The organism is Paenibacillus flagellatus (assembly GCF_003217775.1).
GTDB lineage: Bacteria > Bacillota > Bacilli > Paenibacillales > NBRC-103111 > Paenibacillus_AB > Paenibacillus_AB flagellatus.
The window spans coordinates 85,481-106,674 of record NZ_QJVJ01000010.1; the positions used below are offsets into that span (position 1 = coordinate 85,481).

16 protein-coding genes are annotated in these 21,194 nt (G+C 63.3%); 12 read left to right on the forward strand and 4 right to left on the reverse strand.

Annotated elements, in window-relative coordinates; all coding sequences use genetic code 11:
• A complete protein-coding gene (locus tag DLM86_RS21635) occupies window positions 1–621 on the forward strand; it encodes a copper amine oxidase N-terminal domain-containing protein (protein WP_158289604.1) in 621 nt (206 codons plus the stop codon).
• A gap of 45 nt (window positions 622–666) precedes the next feature.
• Here DLM86_RS21635 and DLM86_RS21640 read toward each other — a convergent pair whose 3' ends face one another.
• Window positions 667–1,557 (reverse strand): LysR family transcriptional regulator, encoded by an 891-nt coding sequence (locus DLM86_RS21640; RefSeq protein ID WP_158289605.1) that lies wholly within the window; start codon window positions 1,555–1,557, stop codon window positions 667–669.
• 113 nt (window positions 1,558–1,670) lie between these two features.
• Between DLM86_RS21640 and aroA the strand changes: the two genes are divergently transcribed.
• Window positions 1,671–3,041, forward strand: a complete 1,371-nt coding sequence (aroA, locus tag DLM86_RS21645; protein WP_110842158.1) for a 3-phosphoshikimate 1-carboxyvinyltransferase — start codon at window positions 1,671–1,673, stop codon at window positions 3,039–3,041.
• Between the two features lie 97 nt (window positions 3,042–3,138).
• On the opposite strand, the gene DLM86_RS21650 is transcribed toward aroA, so the two are convergent.
• Together DLM86_RS21650 and DLM86_RS21655 are read right to left on the reverse strand one after the other, a co-directional pair.
• On the reverse strand, window positions 3,139–4,218 hold the full coding sequence (locus DLM86_RS21650; RefSeq protein ID WP_110842159.1) for a YheC/YheD family endospore coat-associated protein: 1,080 nt from the start codon (window positions 4,216–4,218) through the stop codon (window positions 3,139–3,141).
• Between the two features lie 429 nt (window positions 4,219–4,647).
• Window positions 4,648–5,607 (reverse strand): helix-turn-helix transcriptional regulator, encoded by a 960-nt coding sequence (locus DLM86_RS21655; protein WP_110842160.1) that lies wholly within the window; start codon window positions 5,605–5,607, stop codon window positions 4,648–4,650.
• Between the two features lie 178 nt (window positions 5,608–5,785).
• On the opposite strand from DLM86_RS21655, the gene modA reads away from it, so the two are divergent.
• The 4 genes from modA to DLM86_RS21675 all read left to right on the forward strand — a co-directional run bounded on the left by modA (window position 5,786) and on the right by DLM86_RS21675 (window position 9,078).
• Window positions 5,786–6,649 (forward strand): molybdate ABC transporter substrate-binding protein, encoded by an 864-nt coding sequence (gene modA, locus DLM86_RS21660; protein WP_245954804.1) that lies wholly within the window; start codon window positions 5,786–5,788, stop codon window positions 6,647–6,649.
• Between the two features lie 5 nt (window positions 6,650–6,654).
• On the forward strand, window positions 6,655–7,311 hold the full coding sequence (modB, locus tag DLM86_RS21665; RefSeq protein ID WP_245954806.1) for a molybdate ABC transporter permease subunit: 657 nt from the start codon (window positions 6,655–6,657) through the stop codon (window positions 7,309–7,311).
• Between the two features lie 178 nt (window positions 7,312–7,489).
• Window positions 7,490–7,828 (forward strand): L,D-transpeptidase, encoded by a 339-nt coding sequence (locus DLM86_RS21670; protein WP_110842163.1) that lies wholly within the window; start codon window positions 7,490–7,492, stop codon window positions 7,826–7,828.
• Between the two features lie 26 nt (window positions 7,829–7,854).
• Window positions 7,855–9,078 (forward strand): glycosyltransferase family 4 protein, encoded by a 1,224-nt coding sequence (locus DLM86_RS21675; RefSeq protein WP_110842164.1) that lies wholly within the window; start codon window positions 7,855–7,857, stop codon window positions 9,076–9,078.
• Window positions 9,079–9,170: 92 nt separating this feature from the next.
• On the opposite strand, the gene DLM86_RS21680 is transcribed toward DLM86_RS21675, so the two are convergent.
• On the reverse strand, window positions 9,171–10,226 hold the full coding sequence (locus tag DLM86_RS21680) for a CotH kinase family protein (protein WP_110842165.1): 1,056 nt from the start codon (window positions 10,224–10,226) through the stop codon (window positions 9,171–9,173).
• A gap of 921 nt (window positions 10,227–11,147) precedes the next feature.
• Here DLM86_RS21680 and DLM86_RS32155 point away from each other — a divergent pair.
• From DLM86_RS32155 to DLM86_RS21710, 6 genes are all read left to right on the forward strand, one after another.
• Window positions 11,148–11,795, forward strand: a complete 648-nt coding sequence (locus DLM86_RS32155) for a hypothetical protein (RefSeq protein ID WP_158289606.1) — start codon at window positions 11,148–11,150, stop codon at window positions 11,793–11,795.
• A 44-nt stretch (window positions 11,796–11,839) separates the two neighbouring features.
• On the forward strand, window positions 11,840–11,983 hold the full coding sequence (locus DLM86_RS32160; protein ID WP_158289607.1) for a hypothetical protein: 144 nt from the start codon (window positions 11,840–11,842) through the stop codon (window positions 11,981–11,983).
• The gene (locus DLM86_RS21695; RefSeq protein ID WP_110842168.1) at window positions 11,976–13,394 is read left to right on the forward strand and encodes an ArsB/NhaD family transporter; all 1,419 of its coding nucleotides are present in this window, start codon (window positions 11,976–11,978) and stop codon (window positions 13,392–13,394) included. Before DLM86_RS32160 ends, DLM86_RS21695 begins: the two co-directional genes overlap by 8 nt.
• A gap of 13 nt (window positions 13,395–13,407) precedes the next feature.
• Window positions 13,408–14,076: a DUF2642 domain-containing protein gene (locus tag DLM86_RS21700; RefSeq protein WP_110842169.1), complete on the forward strand. Its 669-nt coding sequence runs from the start codon at window positions 13,408–13,410 to the stop codon at window positions 14,074–14,076.
• Between the two features lie 354 nt (window positions 14,077–14,430).
• Window positions 14,431–15,699, forward strand: coding sequence for an MFS transporter (locus DLM86_RS21705; RefSeq protein WP_110842345.1), 1,269 nt, complete (start codon window positions 14,431–14,433; stop codon window positions 15,697–15,699).
• 299 nt (window positions 15,700–15,998) lie between these two features.
• Window positions 15,999–21,065: a WIAG-tail domain gene (locus tag DLM86_RS21710; RefSeq protein ID WP_110842170.1), complete on the forward strand. Its 5,067-nt coding sequence runs from the start codon at window positions 15,999–16,001 to the stop codon at window positions 21,063–21,065.
• The last annotated feature ends 129 nt before the right edge of the window (window positions 21,066–21,194 follow it).

The following is a 21,194-nucleotide window of genomic DNA, read 5'->3' on the forward strand; positions in this document are numbered from 1 at the left end:
TTGAAACGGAACGGGTTGAACTATGCGGCGCTCGGCTTGCTGCTTGCGTTGGCGATCGGGAATACGGCCGACGCCGAAACCGAAAGGGTATTTTTTTGGTCGGATTCCGTGCCGAGACCGTCGTGCTACGAAGGCAAAGACGGAGAAGGCCGAGTGCTCGGCATTTCGGAGAGCGGCAAGAAGAGAGACGAGGATGATTCGAAGTGGATTATTCCGACGTGCGAGGAAGCGAAGAAAACATGGGTCGTCGTCAAGGTGAACGGCAACTATTTGCAAGTCGTCGCCGGCACGAACGCGGAGCCGTACATCGAGAACGGTCGAACGATGATTCCGCTAAGAGCCGTCGCGGATGCGTTCGGGTTCGAAATCGAGTGGGAGCCGAACGGGCAAAAAATTACGCTGACGAAGGAAAAGAAAAAGATCGTGATGCACGTCGGGAAAGCGGAAATGTCGGTCGACGGCCAACCGGCCCTGTTCGAGGAAGCGGTGCCGACGATCAAAAACGATCATACCTTTTTGCCCGCCAGACAGCTCGCCGAAATACTCGGGATTCAAGTGGAATGGGACGAAGCGAACCGAACCGCGACGTTTACCGCTCCGGCGGCGGCGACGTCGCCCTGATCCCGCATGGGCGGGAAGCGTCCGCGCCCGCGTCGTACCGTACCGTCAGCCTGACGCGATATGGCGGGACAGCTCGTCGACGAACAGCGAGGCCGCGATCGACAGCGACGCGCCCGGCGCGGAGACGACGCCGATCGACCGCTCGGGGATCGGCTCGACGGTACGGATCTCGATCAGCTCGCCGGACTCCAGCTCGCGGCGGATAAAGTCGCGGGTGACGAAGCATACCCCGATATTTTTCGCCGCGAACTCGACGAGCAGGTCGACGCTGCCGAGCTCGATGTCGGGCTCGATCTCCGCCCCGTGCGACTGCATCCACGCGCGCAGGAACGTGCGCGTCCGGCTGGACGCCGACAGCAGGACGAACGGCTGCCGCGCCAGCTCGCGCCATTCGATCGGCTTGGCGGCGAGCTCCGCGAAGGCGGGGCCGGCGGCGAAGCAGTCGCGGATCGGCCGGCTTGCCGTGATGCGGGCGCCGTCACCCGCCGGCAGATGGACGATGCCGCAGTCGACGGCGCCTTCGGCAAGCCGCTTCGCGATGTCCTCGCTCTTGCCGTGCGACAGCTGGATGCGGATGCCGGGATAGCGGGCCCGGAACGATTCGAGCAGCGGAAGCACGTAATGCTTGCACAGCGAGTCGCTTGCGCCGAGGCGCACGATGCCCGCGCCGTAGCTTTTCATCTCCCCGATTTTCCGCTCCCCGGCCTGCAGCAGCCCGAACGCCCTTTCGACGTAATCGAACAGCACCCGTCCTTCACCCGTCGGCTCCACGCCCTTGGACCGCCGGACGAGCAGCTTCGCGCCCAACTGCTCCTCCAGCTGCCGGATGGCGTAGCTGGCGCTCGGCTGCGTCATGTACAGCTCCTCCGCCGCCTTGGTCAAGCTTCCCGTCTTCACGGCCCGATAGAATACTTTGTAATGGTCCATTGCGCTCATGATATAAATCCTCTCTATGTTATGCATGGAAAACATCGATTATCTAACTATCATAATTCCCCTTATAATGAAACGCAAGGCTGTTTCTCAAGCCGTATAAGGAGGGGAGCAAGATGCAGGCATCGGATCCGGAGGCAAGATCGCCGTGGTCGTCGCTTGACGGCGTCGCGGAAGCGGAGCTTCATCCGCCGGACGCCTCGGCGGGCGGGCCGGCGGTACGGCTGGCCGCGGCCGGGAGCAAAAGCGTCACGAACCGGGTATTGCTTTTGGCGGCGATGGCCGAAGGCACATCCGTCGTTCGGAACGTGCTGAGGAGCGACGATACGTACTGGTGCATCGACGCATTGAAAAGGCTCGGCGTCCCGATCGACGTATCCGCCGACGCGGTGCGGATCGTAGGGACTGGAGGCGATTGGCCGAACCGGAGCGGAACGCTGTACGCGGGAGCGGCGGGGACGGTCGCCCGGTTTTTGCCCGGCGTACTGGCCGCGTCCGAGCGGGGCGAGTGGCGGCTCGAAGGGAGCCGGAGCTTGAGCGACCGGCCGGTCGGGCCGCTCGTCGAAGCGCTCGGCCGCATCGGGGCAGACATCCGCTGCGAAGCCGAACCGGGGCGGCTGCCGCTCGCGGTGTCGGCGAAGGGGCTGAGAGGCGGCCGGGTCGTTCTGTCCGGCGGCTTGTCCAGCCAGTTTATTAGCGGCGTTCTGATGGCGAGCCCGTATGCCGCCGGTCCGACGGAAATCGTCGTGCCCGACGGCATCGTGCAGCACGCGTACGTCGGCATAACGGTCGACCTGATGAAGCGTTTCGGCGTAACCGTCGAGCACGACGAGCGCTACGGGCGACTCGCCGTCAAGCCCGGGCGGTACGCGGCGCAAGACACGGCCGTCGAGGCGGACGCCTCCACCGCGTGCTACTACTTGGCCTTCGCCGCCTTGACCGGCCGAAGCGTCCGGGTCGACAATCTGCCGCCGGAAACGCGCCAGCCGGACGCCGGCTTCGTCCGCCTGCTGGAGCGGATGGGATGCGCCGTCGACGAGACGGGCGGAGGCGTCGAAGTGCGCGGGCCTGCCGGCGGCCGGCTGCGGGGCGGCTTCGCGGTCAGCATGAAGGAGATGTCCGACCAGACGATGACGCTCGCGGCGCTCGCCCCGTTCGCGGACGGGCCGATCGCGATCGGGGACGTCGCCCACATTCGCGGCCACGAATGCGACCGCATCGCGGCGACGTGCGAGTCGCTTCGCCGGCTAGGCATCGACGCGGAGGAGCGCCGCGACGGGTTGACGATCCGGCCGGGGACGCCGAAGCCGTCCGGCGCTCTCCCGACGTACGACGACCACCGGATGGCGATGTCGCTCGCCTTGATCGGGGCGAGGGTGCCGGGCGTCCGGCTGCTCGACCCCGGCTGCGTATCGAAGACGAACCCGCCGTTTTTCGACGAGCTGCGCCGTCTCGGCATGGGTGTCCGGCTGACGCCGAACGGCTGAGCCGGACGGTTGCGATACGCCAAAGAAGCTCTTCCGCGCGAGGCGGAGAGCTTTTTTGGGTTCGTTTCCGTTCGACGGGACGGGCGCGGACGCCGATCTAATACGAGAGCCATTCCCGGTCGAGCAAATATTTGGCATAGCCGATCGGGTTCGAATACGTGCGCTGAAACTCGTCCGGCATGCTTCCTTTTTGAAAGCTGTAACGAAGGTCGCGCCCATTGCATTCAATGAACATAGGGTAACCGTATTCCGTCAAGCCGACATCCAGCCCGATGTCGGCCAAGTGCGGCAGCTCGCCGCTCAATTGCCGGGCGACTCGCAGAGAGAACTCGCAGACGGACTGCCGTACCGTGTCCGCGTTCAACCGCGGATAAGCTTCCAACACTTTCTCGAGGGGATAGACGACGCCTCCTTGCGCCACGTTCGTGCGAAACGAGCCGCGCTTCGCGACTTTGGCCGCGATGCCGGTGACCTGCCAGTCGCCGGTGAAGTCGCGCTGCACGGACACGCGCAAGTCGAAAGGCCGTCCGAGATAAGTGGCCAGAGGGAGCAGCTGCTGCACGAGGTAGGGGCGAGCCTGCAGCTTGCGCCTTACCGCCTGCGGCAGCCGGCTCCGGAAGGCGATCGTTTTGCCGCCGCCGAGGGCGCCGCGCACGAGCCAGCCTTCCGGCGTCCGCTCGAGCTTCATGATCCCTTTGCCGATGCTGCTGCTGTTCGGCTTCAAAATAAGACTCGCATACGACTCCATCATGTCCCGCAACGCGTCGGGCGTCGCTTCGCGCGTGACCGGCAAGTGGGGCCGGAGCGAGTCGTCTTGCATGAGCAGATCGTGAATATACCCCTTTCCGTATCGATTCCATTCGTTGAATATGCGTTTTCCGTCCCGCACGAGCTCCCGAATCGCCCGCTTCGGGCGCGGGTTCGTGTACAGCGTCCGGTTATGGATGACGGCAGGAACGGGAATCCGGCATCGCCGGTAGCCGCGCTCCGTCTTCACATAAGCGTTCACAAGCGCCGAGCCGGGTCGCACGTCCTTCAGTCGGAAAAAGCATGGCGTCACGCCGTAAAGCCGGCCGGCCCGCTCGTAGCACGGCAGCGACTCGTGGCCCATGCGGCCTTCGGGGATGCCCCGAAACCACGAATCGTTGACGAGAACGCCGACATATCGATTGTCCATGGCTGCTCCTTCACCTCCCGTATACCCTATGCGCACGAGCCCGTCCGGGTCTGGACGAGTGTCGGTGGCGGCGGACAATTCCGCTAGTAGCCGCCGCCGCGTCCCTCGACGGGCGGATCCGGACGAGCCCGTCCGGCGGGTGCATAAACGTACCCGGCTTCCGCATACTAACAGGGCAAGCCGAAAGGAAGCCACTGGAAAGGAAGGTGCCGACATGGGCCGCAATCAAACCGACAACAACGGGAAACGAAAGCAGCCGGGCAACCGCGGCGATTCCGAAACCGCCCAATCCGGAACCTCGAAAACGAAATAAGGCCGCGGTGCCCCCGACGGCCGTGGTTGGCAAGAAACCGTTCGCCGGAAAAGGCGGACGGTTTTTTGCGATGCAGCGGCGAAACCGCGGTCATTTCCGCGAATTGCGCGTCCGTCCTACGTCTCGCTTAGCACCGTTCCGGTGAGCGACAAATCGTAGCCGCCGATCGCCTCGAGCTCCCGCCGGAACGGGGCGGAGCCGATAACGGAAAGGACGGCGCCGATCCAGTCGCGATTGTCCGGCGTCCGGAGCATGACGAGATCGTACCGCTCGCGGATGAGCGGGATGAAGTCGACGCCGCCGACGAGCGCGGCCGCCTTCTCGATGCCGACGCCGGCGTCGGCGTCTCCCGTGGCGACCGCCCCGGCGACGCTCACATGGTTCGTCCGCTCCAGGCGGTAGCCGTTCACGCGGTCGGCCGCGATGCCGTGCAGCCGGAGCTGCTCGTCCAGCAGCACGCGAGCGCCCGAGCCGAGCTCGCGATTGACGATCTTCACGCCGGGCCGGCCGAGGTCGGTCCACGTCCGGATCGATTTCGGATTGCCGGACCGAACGTACAGGCCGGCCATCCGGCTGACCAGATTGACGACGACGTACGGGCGCCCGGTCAGCAGCCGGCGGATATAGGGCATATTGTATTCGCCGCTGTCGCCGTCGAACAGATGAGTGCTGACGATGTCGGATTCGCCGCGGTACATCGCGACGAGGCTGTCCAGGCTGCCCGCGTGGGAGCGGAGCGGTCTTACGCCGGCGGCGGCGCTCTCGAGATGCTTCGCCAGCAAATCCAGGCTGACGTCCTGGCCCGTGATGACGAGCGGTCTGACGGCACCGGCGCCGGTCCCCGCGCGGGAGCCTCCCTCGGCGGCGGGGCGGTCGGCGGAGCCGGCCGACGCGAAGGCGGCGCCGGACTTCGCCCGGGCTTTGTACCGCTCCAGATCGGCGGCGTCGACCCGCATTTGCTTGCCTACCCGGTAGGCGGGCAGCTCGCCTTTTTTGATCAGATCGTAGACGGTCAGCTTCGATATTTTGAGCAGCTTGGCGATTTCTTCGGTCGTGTAGGACGCGTCGGCCGTCATGCGAGAATATCCCCCGATCCCTGAATAAGTTCTGTTCCCATCATACCTTGCCGGCCGGCGTCGTTCCAATACCCGTTTACAACGAATCGGATCGCTTGTATACTATCGATTAGTGCGAAACATAACCAATTATATCTAATTATATTCAAACATAACGATGCAGAGGGGCGTGGGGACATTGATTCGTTGGATTCGAACGCAGGCGGGACGTCGGAGGCGGACGGCGCTGTGGGCCGCGGCCGTGCTGGCGCTGGCCGGCTCGACCGGGTGCGGTGCCGGCGGCGATGCCGGTCGCGCGAGCACGGGGGAGGCCGCTGCGAACGGGCCCGAGCCGGTCGAGCTGCTCGTCTCGGCCGCCGCCAGCATGACGGACAGCTTGAACGAAATCAAGCGCGGCTACGAAGCGAGCGTCCCCGGCGTCCGGCTCACGTTCAATTTCGGTGCTTCGGGCGCCCTGCAGCAGCAAATCGAGCAGGGGGCGCAGGCCGATCTGTTCGTCTCCGCGTCCGAACGCAACATGAACGCGCTCGTCGATAAAGGGCTCGTGGCGGAAGCCGACCGGGAGCCGATCGTGCGCAATGAGCTTGTCGTCGTCGTTCCCGCCTCGGACAAGCTCGCATGGAGCGCCGTCGCGGACTTGTCGCGGGCGGAGGTGAAAACGGTGGCCGTCGGCATTCCCGAGAGCGTGCCGGCCGGCGCCTACGCGAAGGAAGCGCTGACCCGCGCCGGCTTGTGGGACGCGCTTCAGCCGAAGACGGTGCAGGCCAAGGACGTGCGGCAAGTGTTGACCTTCGTGGAGACGGGCAACGCCGACGCGGGCTTCGTCTATAAGACGGACGCGCTTTCGTCGGAGCGGACGAAGGTCGCGTTCGCCGTCGACCCGGCCGCCTATACGCCGGCCGTCTATCCGGCCGGAGTCGTCAAGGCGACCAAGCATCCCGACGAAAGCCGGGCGTTCTTGACCTACCTGCGAAGCAAAGCGGCGGCCGACGTCTTCGCCCGATACGGCTTCAGTCCGGTCGGGGCCGTACCCGGATCGTGAGCGGCGTGTCGTGGCCGGCATTCCTCGATCCGGTCGTACGCTCGATCCAAGTGGCGCTGCTCGCATCCGTCCTCGCCTTCGTCGCGGGCGTCGCGGCCGCCAAGCCGATGAGCCGGGCCCGCTTTCGAGGCAAGGCGCTGGTGGAGACGGTGGCGATGCTGCCGCTCGTCCTGCCGCCGACGGTCATCGGCTTCGTGCTGCTGACCGTTCTCGGACGGCGCAGTTGGCCGGGCCGGCTGGCGGAGTGGCTGTTCGACCGGCCGATCGTCTTCTCGTGGCAGGCGGCGGTCATCGCGGCGGCCGTCGTCGCGTTTCCGCTCGTCTACCAGACGGCGAAGGTCGGCTTTGCCTCGATCGACCCGGATTTGGAGGCGGCCGGCCGTTCGATGGGAGCGGGCGAATGGCAGCTGCTCCGTTACGTGACGCTGCCTTTGGCCGGCCGGGCGCTGCTCGCCGCCTACGTGCTCGGCTTCGCCCGCGCGATCGGAGAGTTCGGCGCCACGCTCATGCTCGCCGGCAACATTCCCGGCAAAACGCAGACGCTGCCGACGGCGATCTACATCGCGTCCGAGACGGGAAACGCGAGCCTGGCTTGGTGGTGGACCGGGACGATCGTGGCGTTTTCGTACGCGCTGCTTTTGCTCGTGTCGCGCAAAAACTGAATATTCCGTCCGCCCTCGCTCAAGCCCGCCGGTCGTTCCGGCGGGCTTGAGGCGCGCATACGGACGCAAAACCGGTATAGGCGGGTGTCCCGTCCGGATGTCAGCCCGCCCGGCGCCGGCATATGGTATAAGGGCCGAAAGTTTCCCGACCGTGGGTCGGGCTGGGGGAGTGACGCCTATGCCGTCGATCCGAATCATCGTCGATTTGTCGGACCGGAAGCTCCATCTGCTGCAGGACGACCGCGTCATCCGGACGTATCCCGTCGGCATCGGCAAAATGCTGTCCGCCACTCCGACGGGAACGTATACGATCGTCAACAAGCAGGCGAACCCGGGCGGACCGTATGGAGCGTTTTGGATGGGGCTGTCGAGAAAGCATTACGGCATTCACGGCACGAACGACCCGTCCTCCATCGGCAAGCGGGTGTCGAAGGGCTGTATCCGCATGCACAACCGGGACGTTCTCGAGCTGTCCCGCCAGGTGAACGTCGGGACTCCCGTCACGATCCGGAACTGACCCGTATTATAAAGGAGGTGACGCGTTTGTCCCGAATACGGATCGCGATCGTAACGCCGGGAACGTTCGCCGTGCCGTCGGGCCGCAGCAGCTCGGTCGAGCTCGTCGCCACGGAAGTGGCGGAACGGCTGGCCGAACGCGCGGACGTGACCGTCGTCGGCAAGAAAACGCGCAAGCAGCCGAGCCGCGAAGTCCGGCAAGGCGTCCGGTTCGTGCGGCCGCCCGCCAAGACGTATATCGACAAGGTCGGTCGGCTGCTCGCGCGGGAGACGCCGGACGTCATCCAGGTGGAGAATCGCCCCCGGTACGCCCGCCGGCTCAAGCGGCGATACCCGGACACGCCCGTCGTCCTCAGCTTCCATTCCACCGTATTCATGTCGAAGCCGCACATATCCGCGGCCGCGCTCCGCTCCTGTCTGAAGGCGGCGGACGCGGTCGTCGTGAACAGCGCCTTTCTAAGAGAAAGGCTGCTCGCCGCCGACCCGTCGGCCGAACCGAAAATCGTCGTCAACCATTTGGGCGTCGATACCGGAACGTTCACCTCGCGGTGGACGCCGGAAGCCGAGGCCGAGCGCAACGACATGCTGGGCCGGCTCGGGCTGCAGGGCAAAAAAATCGTCCTCTACGTAGGCCGGCTCATCCCGTCGAAAGGGGTGCACCATATCGTTCGCGCGATGCCGGCCTTGACGACGTTCGAGCCGGACGCCGTCCTGCTGGTCGTCGGGAGCGCCTTCTACGGATCCGACCGGACGACGCCGTACGTGCGCAAGCTGCGACGGCTGGCGGCGATCGTCAAGCCGCACGTCCGCTTCGTGCCGTACGTGCCGCACGGCGAAATCGCCTCCTGGTTCCGGCTGGCGGACGTCGTCGTCGTGCCGTCGGCGAGCCGGGAGGCGTTCGGCCTCGTCAACGTCGAGGCGATGGCGGCGGGCGTTCCGGTCGTCGCCACGGCGGCCGGCGGCATGACGGAAATAATCGAGCACGGCCGGACGGGACTGCTCGCGGACCCGAATCGGATCGCCGAGCAGCTCGTGGCGCACGTCGCCGCCGTTCTCGCCGATCCGGACTACGCCCGAAGCTTGGGCGAGAACGGGCAGCGCCGCGTCCGGGAAAGCTTCGCGTGGACCGCGACGGCGGATCGTCTGCACGAGCTGTACGTCCGGCTGGACGGAGCGGCCCGGGAAGCACGGGCAGCCCGGGAATCCGGCGAAGCCCGGGAAGCCCGCGAAGAAGACGCGAACCGGGCGTAACGCGACCAAGCAAAATCCCCCGAACGATGCGATTCGGCCTACGAGGCTCGTCGCGGTTCGGGGGATTTTGGCTTGTCATCGCTCGATCGTCGTCACATGTCCTCCAATTCCTTCAAGAGAATGTCCCGGCGTTCCCGGATATAATCGCGGATCAGCTCCGGCTCGGAATCGAATACGCGCAGCGGCCACTTGCGCGTATCGTCGTTGTATATGCTCGGCGCGATGCGGCTGTGCATCCGGTTCACCATCGGCATGATGCGGCTTTCCGTAAACGCGGTTCGCAGCAGCGCCCGCATCAACTCCCGGTACCGCCCGCGCACCGTCTTGTCGGATAGCAGCGCCTCGGTCAGCGCGTTGTAGCCCGTAATGCGCACGATGTCGCTCGCGCAGCGGCGGCCGTAGCAATTGCGTCCCCACGTCCCCTCGTAGTCCCAAGGAACGATACGGTATTTGCCCGTCGGCGCATGTTCGTACAGCGCGTAGTTTTGATCGAAGCCGTCGTAGTTGCCGGTCAAGACCGCTCCCGCCAGCCAGCGCAAATAGTTGTCGATATCGAGCTTGCGGTTCAAGTAGCGGGATAGCTTGGCTCCGCGGAGCCGGTGAATGGAGCGGATGAACCGCTTCAGCCGCGTGCGGGCCGCCGCTTTGCCGATGACCAGCCGGTAGCCCTCGAACAGCGTACGCTTGCGCCGGCCCGTCTCCGGACTGATCAGCGAGAAGTTGGCGCTGTCGTTGCTCGCGTAGACGAGGGAGCGGACCGCGATCTTTCTCCGGCGGAAATAGGCGCGGTTTACCGCCTCGATCAACAAGTACACCCCTTCGCTCCGACCGTTGATGTGAAGGACGCAATGTCGCGTGAACGGGCTCGGAACCCCGATCGTTTCGAGAAATTGAAACGACAGCGCGTTGCGCATCATCGAAGGATCGTCGTATTCGGCGTTGAAATGGTACGTTTTGTTGCCGACGCGTATTTCGTACGATTTTTTCGGATAGTCCCTCGTATGTCCTCCCCGATAACGGACGCGAATCGGCACCTTTTTGCCTTCGTACAGCAGCTGCGCCTTGACGAACGTCCCGTCCCATATATGCTTTTGCATCAGTTTCCGTTCGTAGGCGCCAATGACGATGTCGTATTCGGCCAATGCCATAAGTCCGTTCCGCCTTTCGTACCAGTCGAACAGCCTACCCGTATGGGTAGGCTGTTGTGGAATACGATATGCGGAGGATGCGATGAGCGCGACGGCAGGCGCCCGGTTCTCTTCATGTTTGGCTGTCTCTATCGTTTGTTTCCTGAACGAGGGTTATGCAGACTTGGCGGCCGCTTCGGGTGCCTCAGATGCAGCGGTTGCAGCGGTTACCGTGAGATCCTTTCGTACCGCGAGCGCCTCTTGTGCCATGGGTACCTTTCGTACAGCGAGTGCCCCTGGTGCCATGGGTACCTTTCGTACCGCGAGTGCCTTTGGTGCCATGGGTACCTTTCGTACCGCGAGTGCCTTTGGTGCCGCGGGTACCTTTCGTACCGCGGGTGCCTTTGGTGCCTTTGGTGCCGTGAGTACCGCGAGTGCCGTGAGAGCCGTGAGAGCCGTGCGTGCAGCGAGCTCCGCCGGAACCGTGGCTGCCGCCGTGGCCCCGTTTGCATACTTCGACCGCCGGTTCCCATTCATACAAAAGATCGGGAATTGGTTGCGCCATCGATGCTTCTCCTCCTCTCTTGCAAGGATAGTAAAGTGTATGACCTGTCCGCCGATTCGGTTCTGGTTATCCGTTGATAGAAACGAAAAATGGTAGAATGCCGCCCGGTCATTGGGACTTGGCGTGCAAACGAATCTACCGGATATATGAACCTTCCCGACACGAGTGGAAATATGGAAGAAATAGTTGTACAACCAGTACTTCTCCTTGCCGGACACATATGAATACATTACGGAAGAACTTTAAGGACGAACAGGAGGGGACGCCGGCGGAACGCCCGGTTTGGAATCGTCGATCGAAGGTTTGCCCGAATCGATCGAAAGAGTTGCAAGACTAGCAAGTTCCTTAAGACAACAAGATGAGAGGAGCAACCCGCGATGGCAGCGAATTACACGGGATACTTGATGTATTTGGTAGGAAGAGAGGTTCGCATCAACCGGGGCGGCCCCGATGCGATTACGGGACGACTCGTGGCGGTGCAGTCCGATTATTTGGTATTGAGAACGAACGAAGGCATCGTATATGTCAACGCGACGCACGTCAAAAGCATCAGCGAGACGAATAAATCGGGAGGCCGCAGCGGCTCCGGCTCGCGCATCATTCATGCGTACAGCTTCAGCGATCTGCTCCAGCGTCTCCGTTACCAGAACATCCAAATCAACCGCGGCGGACCGGAGAAAATCGAAGGATACGTCGCCGACGTCGGCCGCGACTACTTGCTGCTGTTGGTGAAAGAAGAGGTCGTCCGCATCCCGGTGTTCCACATCAAGTCGGTGAGCCTGAGCGTCCGCGGCGGCCGAAGCGGGGGCAGCCAAAGCGGAGGCAGCCAGAGCGGCGGGAACAAAAGCGGCGGCAATAAGAGCGGCAGCAACAAAAGCGGCAACAAGAGCGGGAACAAAAGCGGCAACAAGAGCGGCCACAAAAGCGGCAACAAAAGCCATGCGCGCAACAACGCGCTTGTCCGCAACCTGCTTCGCAAACGTCTCGCCTCCGTTCGCAAATCGCGTAAACCGTCCGGCAAATAAAAGGAGCCGAACCGCGGAGAACGCCGATAAGGGGGGAGGAACAGATGGTCGTCTTTCTCGTCATCACCGCAGCAGGGATCGCGCTATATCGGATCGTAAAGCCCGGGCCCCCGCAATCGGCGGACGCCGAGCCGGTACGGGGAACGGAGCTTCTCCCGTTCGGTACCGAGGTGAAGTCCAATGCCTGACTATGCCATATGGCTGACGCTCGGCGTCTTCGCGGTGACGGTGGTCCTGATGACGGTGCGACCGGGCGGCATGAACGAAGCGATTCCGACGGCGCTCGGCGGAGCGGTCCTGCTCGCGGCGGGGATCGTCCCGCTCGCGAAGCTGGCGGACGTGTTCGAAGTCGCCGGAGGCGCAGCCTTCACGATTTTGTCGGCCGTTCTGATGGCGATCGTGTTGGACGGCATCGGCGGTTTTCGGTGGGTTGCAGGCAACCTGGCGTATCGCGCCCAAGGATCGGGCTATCGGCTTTATTGGCTCGTCGTCCTGTTCTGCTTTGCGATGACTTTGTTTTTCAACAACGACGGAAGCATTCTCGTGACGACCCCGGTCATTATCCGGTTATGCGGCATGCTCGAACTGGACATGCGGCAGAAGATCCCTTACCTGCTTTCGGGGGCGCTGGTCGCTACGGCGTCGAGCGCCCCGATCGGGGTAGGCAGCTTGACGAACGTCATGTCGCTCCATTACGCCGGGCTCGATCTCGACCGGTATACGGCGTATATGCTCGTACCTTCCGTCCTCGCCATCGCGGCGATCGCGGGCACGCTTCTCGTCTGCTTCCGGCACGATATTCCGCGTTCCGTCGCCACGTTTCCGGGAGGACCGCCGACGGCGGAAAAGGTGCCTTACGGCTACCACAGCCGCATGCTCGTGGACCGGCTCGCGGACTGCCGCGAAACGACGACGCGCACGCCGCTCCATGCGCATCCGCTCCCATCCGGGAACCATTCGTTCGTCGACTGGAGACGGTTTCGGTATTGCATCGCGACGGTCGTCTTGTTCCGGGCGGGACTGTTTTTGGCGGAGGACGTCGGGATCGCCGCCGAGCTGCTGGCCCTGTGCGGCGTTCTGGCTCTGCTGGCCGCTCGCTTTTACCGGATCGGCACGGGGATAGGGGACGTTTTCGCCAGGATGTCGTGGCACGTGCTCCTGCTCGCCTTCGGCATCGCGATTATCGTCGAGGCGTTTCGCGACGCGGGAGCCGTTGCGATGCTGGCCGACCGGCTGGCGCCATATGCGAACGCCGGAGACGGACAGGCCGTCGCGGCTGCGGGCTTGACGCTTGCCGCGCTGTCGAGCGCCCTCCATCAGCTGCCGTCCGTCCTGATCGGCGCGATGTCGATGGCGGAGATGGGGTTGGACCCGCAGACGATGCAGCTCGCCTATTTCGCCGGCATGATCGGAAGCGGCATCGGGTCGCTGCTGACTCCGGCGGGAACGCTGGCTATGCTTCTGTGGATGTCCTTACTGCGCAAGCACCAAATCGCTTTTACCTGGAAGGCCTATATCAAAACGTCGATCGTCGTCATTCCCGTCGGGCTGCTCGTCGGCCTGTGCAGCTTGTACGGCTGGGCGAAGCTGATCGCCTGAAAGGAGGTATTCCATGAGCCTGTTGAACCCCATGCTCGGAAGTCGGATCAAGATCGAAATATCCGGGCGCTTCCTGCCGATCCGGGGCACGCTGATCGATATCGGAACCGACATCATCGTCGTGAACAACGGAACGCAATATTTGTACTTGCCGGTGCTGCATATCCAGAAGCTGGAGCCGGACGATTCGCTCGAGACGATCGCAGCCGCAGGCGGCGATCAGGAGCAAATGTTCGACCATACCGATATTTCGTACCGGAAAATATTGATGAACGCCAAAGGGATTTTCACCGAAGTCGGCATTACGGGCTTCCAGTCGCTGCACGGATATATTACGAGCATCATGAACGACTACTTCGTGTTCTTCTCTCCGGTGTACCGGACGGTGTACGTCTCGCTCCAGCATGTGAAGCTCATTATCCCGTATGCGCCGAACCGGACGCCCTATTACTTGAGCCGGGAACGGTTTCCGCTTCAGCCGCCCGGCATCACGCTCGCGCGGACGTTCGACCAGCAGATGAAGAAGCTGGAAGGGGAGCTGATCGCGCTCGACCTCGGCGAAAGCCCGTCCAAAATCGGACTGTTGAAATCGGTCGACAATCGGCTCGTCGAGCTGGTCGGAGCGAACGGCCAGCATCTGTACATGCACGGCGAACACGTCAAAACGATACACGTCCCGTAACGACGGGCGAAGAGTCCTCTCCGGAGGGCTCTTTTGTTTCTACATAAAGGGCCGCAAAGCCCGCCCCTTGCAAATTGGCGTTTTGGCGGATTTTAATCAAATTTTCCCTTCACAGCGTAACAATGTTATGCTAAATTAAGTAGGCGAGGAGGTACCGAAGCGGGAGCCGTTGATTGGGAGTCGTGTTATAGCAGCTGAATCCGATCGGTTGGCGCAACATTCGGTTGCCCGAGAACGGTTAGAATCTCGTAACACTGTTTTATCATAAGAAAGAATAAGATTGCGGCGCTCCGCCGGTCGTCTCCGTCCGGTCAGATCGCCGTTCGAAAAGCAGGAGGTCGAGCCATTTTGGAAATGCAGCAAAAGGGAGGCGCAGCTCCCAGTCTTTTTCGCAACGGTTTTTTGCAGACGATCTTGTTGTCCAACGTGCTGCTGCAAATCGGCATATGGGTGCGCAACTTCGCCATACTTCTCTACGTCTCGGAAACGACGGCCAAAGATCCGTACGCCATCTCGCTTATCAGCGTCGCGGAGTTCGCCCCCATCTTCGTATTCTCGTTTATCGGAGGCACGTTCGCCGATCGCTGGCGGCCGAAGCGAACGATGGTCTGGTGCGATCTGTTGTCCGCCGTATCGGTGTTCGCCGTGCTGCTGACGATCCATTTCGGTTCGTGGCACTTCGTCTACCTGGTTACGTTTATTTCGGCCATTCTGTCGCAGTTCTCGCAGCCTTCGGGCATGCGGCTGTTCAAGCGTCACGTTCCGGAGGAGCAGCTGCAGCAAGGGATGGCGCTGTTCCAGTCGATGATGGCGATCTTCATGGTGCTCGGGCCGATGCTCGGCACGTTCGTATACAGCACGTTCGGGTTGGAGACGTCGATTGCGGTTATGGGCGTCGTGTTCCTGCTTTCCGCGCTCGTCCTCGTCCGTTTGCCCAAGGATGAGCAGGAGCCGCGTACGGAGGAGGGCAAGGGCCAATTCCGCCGGGAGTTCGTCGAAGGCTTCCGGTACGTCTGGCATAGTCCGGTGCTGCGGATGCTCGGGGCCGCCTTCATTCTCGCGGGCCTCGCCGTCGGCGTCGCCCAAGCGCTCGGCTTGTTCGTCGTCACGGAGCGGCTCGGCAAAACCGAGGAGTTTCTGCAGTACATGCTGATGGTGAACGGGGCCGCCATGCTGATCGGCGGGGGCATCGTGGCCGTCTTCGCCAAGCGCGTCGCGCCGCAAATTTTGCTCGCCATCGGCATGGTGGTCGGCGCCGTGTGCACGATTCTGGTCGGCTATTCGACGAGCGTGCCGGTTACGCTGGTCGTCCAGTTCGTGAACGGTCTCGTCTTCCCGTGCATCCATATCGGCATCAGCACGATGATTTTGCAATGGTCGCACGCCTCCATCGTCGGCCGGGTGAACGGGGTGCTCAATCCGATGTTCGTCGGGATGATGGTCGTCTCCATGTCGCTCGCCGGTCCGCTGAAGGACGCGTTCTCGCTCGTCTCGATTTACGTCGGCTCGGGCCTGTTGTTTTTGTTCGGCGCCTTGATGATGATTCCGATCATGGGCCATAAAGCGCCGGAAAAGGCGCAGGCGGCCGCACCCGCACCCGCGGCCGTCCGAACGGAGCCGTAACGGCAAGCCGGTCCCTCTTCCAAGAGGCGACCGGCTTTTTTTTTGTTGTCGGGCCGGTCCCGATCCGGTTCGCGCCGGATGAGGGAATTGGGCGCGCAGATCAATTCGCGGGCGGTTGTGACCGGGTTCTGGGTATACGCATATGTTACAGATGACTATATAGCCGGCACAAAAGATGCTCCGTCGTCTAGCACCTAGCGTTTCGCCGCGAGGGAGGCCGTTTCCCGGCGGAATGCAAAGCGACATTCCCGACTCTTTTATGCCGCAACTATTTTCTGGACAAAAGAAAGGTGACCCGGATGAAAAAGAACAGGCCGAACGACGGATCGAGGCGAAAAAAGCAATCCGTACAGAGGATCTACAACGCGAACACGAACGAGCTGAGCTGGCTGGACGACGATAGAGAGAGAGTTCCCCGCAAAAGGAGATTCCAGGACGAAAGCCAGCCGGCCGTCGTCGACTCGCCGGCGCCCGAGAAGCCGGAAGAGCCGCAAACGAATATCGCCTCGGTAGCGGCGGTTTCTGCGGTCGCGATACCCGAGCCGGAAAAGGCTGAGAAGGTTGAACAGATCGAGAAGGTCGAAAAGGTCGAGAAAGTCGAGAAGGTCGAAAGAGTCGAGAAGGCCGAGCCGGCCAAGCCGGAGCCGATTCCTGCGCCGCCCGTCGAAATGTTCGCCGAGCCGGAAGACATTTCGCCGGTGCTGCTCCTGTTCGAACGCGCCCAGCACGAGAACGTCGCCGTCGTCTATACCGACGATATCGTCGACGAGGCGGTTACGAACGAGAAGATCGCGAACCGCGCGATCGACGGCACGAAGCTGAAGCCCGGCAGCATCGGCCGCGATTCGCTCGCCGACTACGCCGTGGACAACGCGAAGCTGGCGGAAGGCAGCGTAACGGCCAGCAAGCTGGCGCCTGCGTCCGTGGAGGATCGCCACATCGTGCAAAATACGATATCGGGCAAAAAGCTGAAGCCGAAGTCGATCACCGGCGACAAGCTGGTCGACAACAGCATTACGTCGGAGAAGCTGGCCGACAAGACGATCGATTCGATGAAAATCGCCGAAGGCTCGATCGAGGCGAAGCATCTGCACAGCCAATGCATCTCGACCGACCTCATCCAAGACCAGGCGATCGTCAGCGAGAAAATCAAGAGCGGCGCGATCTTGTCCATCAATTTGGCGAACGGTGCGGTCAATTCGGCCAAAATTGCCGACGGAGCCGTGCTGACGGAGAAGCTGAGGGAGGGCGCGGTCACGTCCGAGAAGCTCGGCGAATCGAGCGTCGGCACGATCCACCTGCAGAGCGGTGCCGTACTGGGGGAGCATTTGGCGGCCGGGTCGGTCGCCGCCGAACATCTGACCCCGGGAATCGTCCGGGCGGAGCATCTGACCGCGGAGTCGGTCGGCGCTCGTCATCTGCAGCCCGATTCGGTAACGGCCGCCAAGCTGGCCGCCGAATCGGTCGGGTCGTCGCAGCTGCAGCGGCATTCGGTCCAATCGTCGCACCTGACGTACGGGTCCGTACTCGAAGCGCATTTGTCGGAAGGAGCCGTCACGGCATCGAAGCTGGCGATCCGGTCCGTTACCGAAGCCGCGATCCAAAACGGCGCCGTTAGTGAAGGGAAGCTGGCGGAAGGCGCAGTGACGGAGCCGAAGATGGGCGACGGGGCGGTGAAGGCTCGCACGATCGCGGACCGGGCCGTCGAGCGGCGGCATTTGTCGCCGGGGGTGATCGGCACCGACGAGCTGGAGGCGGAATCGGTCGGCGAGACGGAGCTTGCGGAAGCGAGCGTCTCGACGGAGAAGCTGCAGAACGGCGCGGTGACGGAAGCGAAGCTGGCCAACGGGGCGGTAACGTCCGCCAAGCTGGCGCCGGGTACGGTAACGGCCGCTCATTTGGCCGACGGGGCGGTAACGGCGGAGCTGCTCGCGGACGGCTCCGTACAGTCGCGGCACATCGGGGCCGGCGCGATCGGGGCGGAGCAGCTCGGCAAGCATTCCGTCGGAGGAGAGGCGATCCAGGACTATTCGATCACATGGAACAAAATCGCGCTCGGTTCGATTACGCGAAACCATCTCGTGCAAGGGACGGTGTACACGCACCATATCGTCGACCATGCGGTGACGACGGCAAAGCTGGCGCCGGAGACGGTTTCGACCGACAAGTTGACCGACTTGGCCGTCACGAGCTCGAAGCTGGCCGAACGGAGCGTGACGGCCGCGAAGCTGACGCCGGACTCGGTGCACAGCTACCATATCGCCGAAGAGGCGGTCACGTCCGAGCATTTGGCGGCCGGATCGGTGCAGGCCGCGCATCTGGCTTACGGATCGGTCGAAACCGAGCACCTGGCCGCGGGAGCGGTATCCTCCGAAGCGCTGCGGAAAGGGGCGATCACGTCCGACAAGCTGGCGCCTTCGTCGGTGACGTCGGAGCATATCGCGAACGGTTCGATCGGAGCGGTTCATTTGCAGCGGCAATCGGTCGCGCCGGAGACGCTGCAGGACGGAGCCGTCGTCTCGTCGAAGCTGGCGCCGTCGGCCGTAACGGCGGAGCATGTGGCGAACGGGTCGATCGGGGCGGCCCATTTGCAGAAGCAGTCGGTCTCGTCGGAGACGCTGCAGGACGGATCGGTCGTTTCGTCGAAGCTGGCGGCATCGTCCGTGAGGGCGGAGCATATTGCGAACGGGTCGGTCGGGGCGTTCCATCTGCAGTGGCGGTCGGTCTCGTCGGAGACGCTGCAGGACGGCGCGATCGGACCGACGCATTTGTCGGACGAAGCGGTGACGTCCGCGAAGCTGGCGCCGAACAGCGTCGAAGCGGCCAAAATCGCGGACCGGGCCGTTACGTCCCGCCATATCGACGTCGGCGCGGTCGACGGCGACGGGATCGCCGCCGGCGCGATCGGGCCGGCACATCTCCGGCCGCGGGCGGTCGGGACGGATGCGCTCGCCGACGGATCGGTCGGAACCGACAAAGTGGCCGACGACGCGATCACCGTCGCGAAGCTGGCGGCCGGAGCCGTGACGGCCGACAAGCTCGCGCCGAACGCGGTGACCGTCGATCATTTGGCTGCGGACGCCGTATCCGGCAAACATATTCGTCACGAGGCGATCCAAGGGTTCCATATCAAGGGCGGCACGATTCGCGGCATTCATCTCGAGCCGGGCGCTATAACCGGAGACCATCTCGTCAATGACGCCGTCGGCGGCGAGAAGCTGCGTGACGGCGCCATCGCGGAACGCCATATCGGCGACGGAGCGGTTTCGACAGCCGGCCTTCAGGACGGATCGGTCACCGCGGAGAAGGTGGCGGACGGCGCGATATCGGCCGAGAAGCTGGCCGCGGGCAGTGTAGGCAGCGACCATGTCATGCCCGCTTCGCTGCTGAGCGTTCACTTGAGCGAGGGCGCGGTGACCGGCAGCCACGTCGCGCCGGAGGCGATCCGCGTCGACCATTTGGCGGACGGAGCCGTCACCGGCGAGAAGCTGGCTGCGGGCGTCGTCGGCACGGACCATTTGACGGACGGTGCGGTGACGGCGGAGAAACTGGCGGCGGAGTCGGTGTTCGGAGTCCACCTTCATAACGAGTCGATCGAATCGCGGCATTTGAGCGACCGATCGGTTGCCGAGGAGCATATCCAAGACGGCGCGATTACAAGCGCGATGCTGCAGGACGAAGCGGTAACGGGGGATAAAATCGCACCGGGCTCGGTCGGGGCCATCCACATCGCGGCCGGCAGCATTTACGGCGCCCATATTGCGACAGGCAGCGTAGTCGGACCGCATATCGCGACAGGCAGCGTGAGCGGCATGCATCTGGCGGCCGGCAGCGTCGCCGGGACGCATTTGGCGCCCGGCAGCGTAAGCGAGGAGCATCTGGCGGCCGGCGTTCTGAGCCGAGTGCGGCTCGCAGAGGGAAGCGTAAGCGGAGCGCACCTCGCAGAGGGAAGCGTGAGCGGAGCGCACCTTGCGAAAGGGAGCGTGAGCGGATCGCACCTCGCAGAGGGAAGCGTGAGCGGAGCGCACCTTGCGGAAGGAAGCGTGAGCGGAACGCACCTTGCGGAAGGAAGCGTGAGCGGAGCGCACCTTGCGGAAGGAAGCGTGAGCGGAGCGCACCTCGCAGAGGGAAGCGTGAGCGGAGCGCACCTTGCGAAAGGGAGCGTGAGCGGAGCGCACCTCGCAGAGGGAAGCGTGAGCGGAGCGCACCTTGCGAAAGGGAGCGTGAGCGGATCGCACCTCGCAGAGGGAAGCGTGAGCGGAACGCACCTTGCGGAAGGAAGCGTAAGCGGAACGCACCTTGCGGAAAGAAGCGTGAGCGGAACGCACCTTGCGGAAGGAAGCGTGAGCGGAACGCACCTTGCGGAAGGAAGCGTGAGCGGAACGCACCTTGCGGAAGGAAGCGTGAGCGGAGCGCACCTTGCGGAAGGAAGCGTGAGCGGAACGCACCTTGCGGAAGGAAGCGTGAGCGGAGCGCACCTCGCAGAGGGAAGCGTGAGCGGAGCGCACCTCGCAGAGGGAAGCGTGAGCGGGACGCACCTTGCGGAAGGAAGCGTGAGCGGAACGCACCTCGCAGAGGGAAGCGTAAGCGGGACGCACCTCGCAGAGGGAAGCGTGAGCGGAACGCACCTTGCGGAAGGAAGTGTGAGCGGAGCGCACCTTGCGAAAGGAAGCGTGAGCGGAACGCACCTCGCAGAGGGAAGCGTGAGCGGAACGCATATAGCCGAGAGGTCGATCGGCGTATCCCATTTTGCGCCGGGGACCGTTCGGGAGCTGCTGTTCCAAAGCGGCGGCGCACCGGTCGCCGACGGCAGCGTGACGTCGGCGAAGCTGGCGGCCGAAAGCGTCGGCAGCGAGCATTTGCGCCCGGGATCGGTGAAGCTGCATCACCTTGACCCCGACCTTCTGAACGCCCGCCTTGCCCGCGAGGCCGAGGAGGCGGCCGCCACCGTCCCCGCCCCGGCCGGGGAGCTCGAGGACGGATCGGTGACGGCCGCCAAGCTGGCCCCGCAAGCGGTGACGGGCGACCATGTGGCGGATGGCGCCCTATCGGCCGCCAAGCTCGATTTTCGTCCCGTAAGCTCGGTCGGCGGCATGGCCTCGGGAGCCGCTCTTCAGCAGTTCGGCATGCAGCCGTTCAAGTTCAGCGCTCTCGACGAGACGGTGGAAATCGTCGTCGAGCTGGACGCCGCCTTCGACTCGGCGATTTACGTCGTCGTAGCGATGGCAAACCATCCCGCTTGCCAGCCGATTTTGAAATCGCAAAACGGACGCCGTGCCGTCATCGAAGTGGTGCGGACGAAGTTTGTGCCGGAATTCGCCGGCATCGTCAATTGGATTGCGGCGGGAGAGAGAACGTCGCAGTAGAACGGTTCGAATCGAATACGTTTGGAAAGTCCCGGACAACGCCGCGTGGTCCGGGATTTTCCTTTTTTTACTTATACGGTTGGATTTCCTCCAATCGAATGACGAACGTAGGCCTCCTTCGGCCCCCGC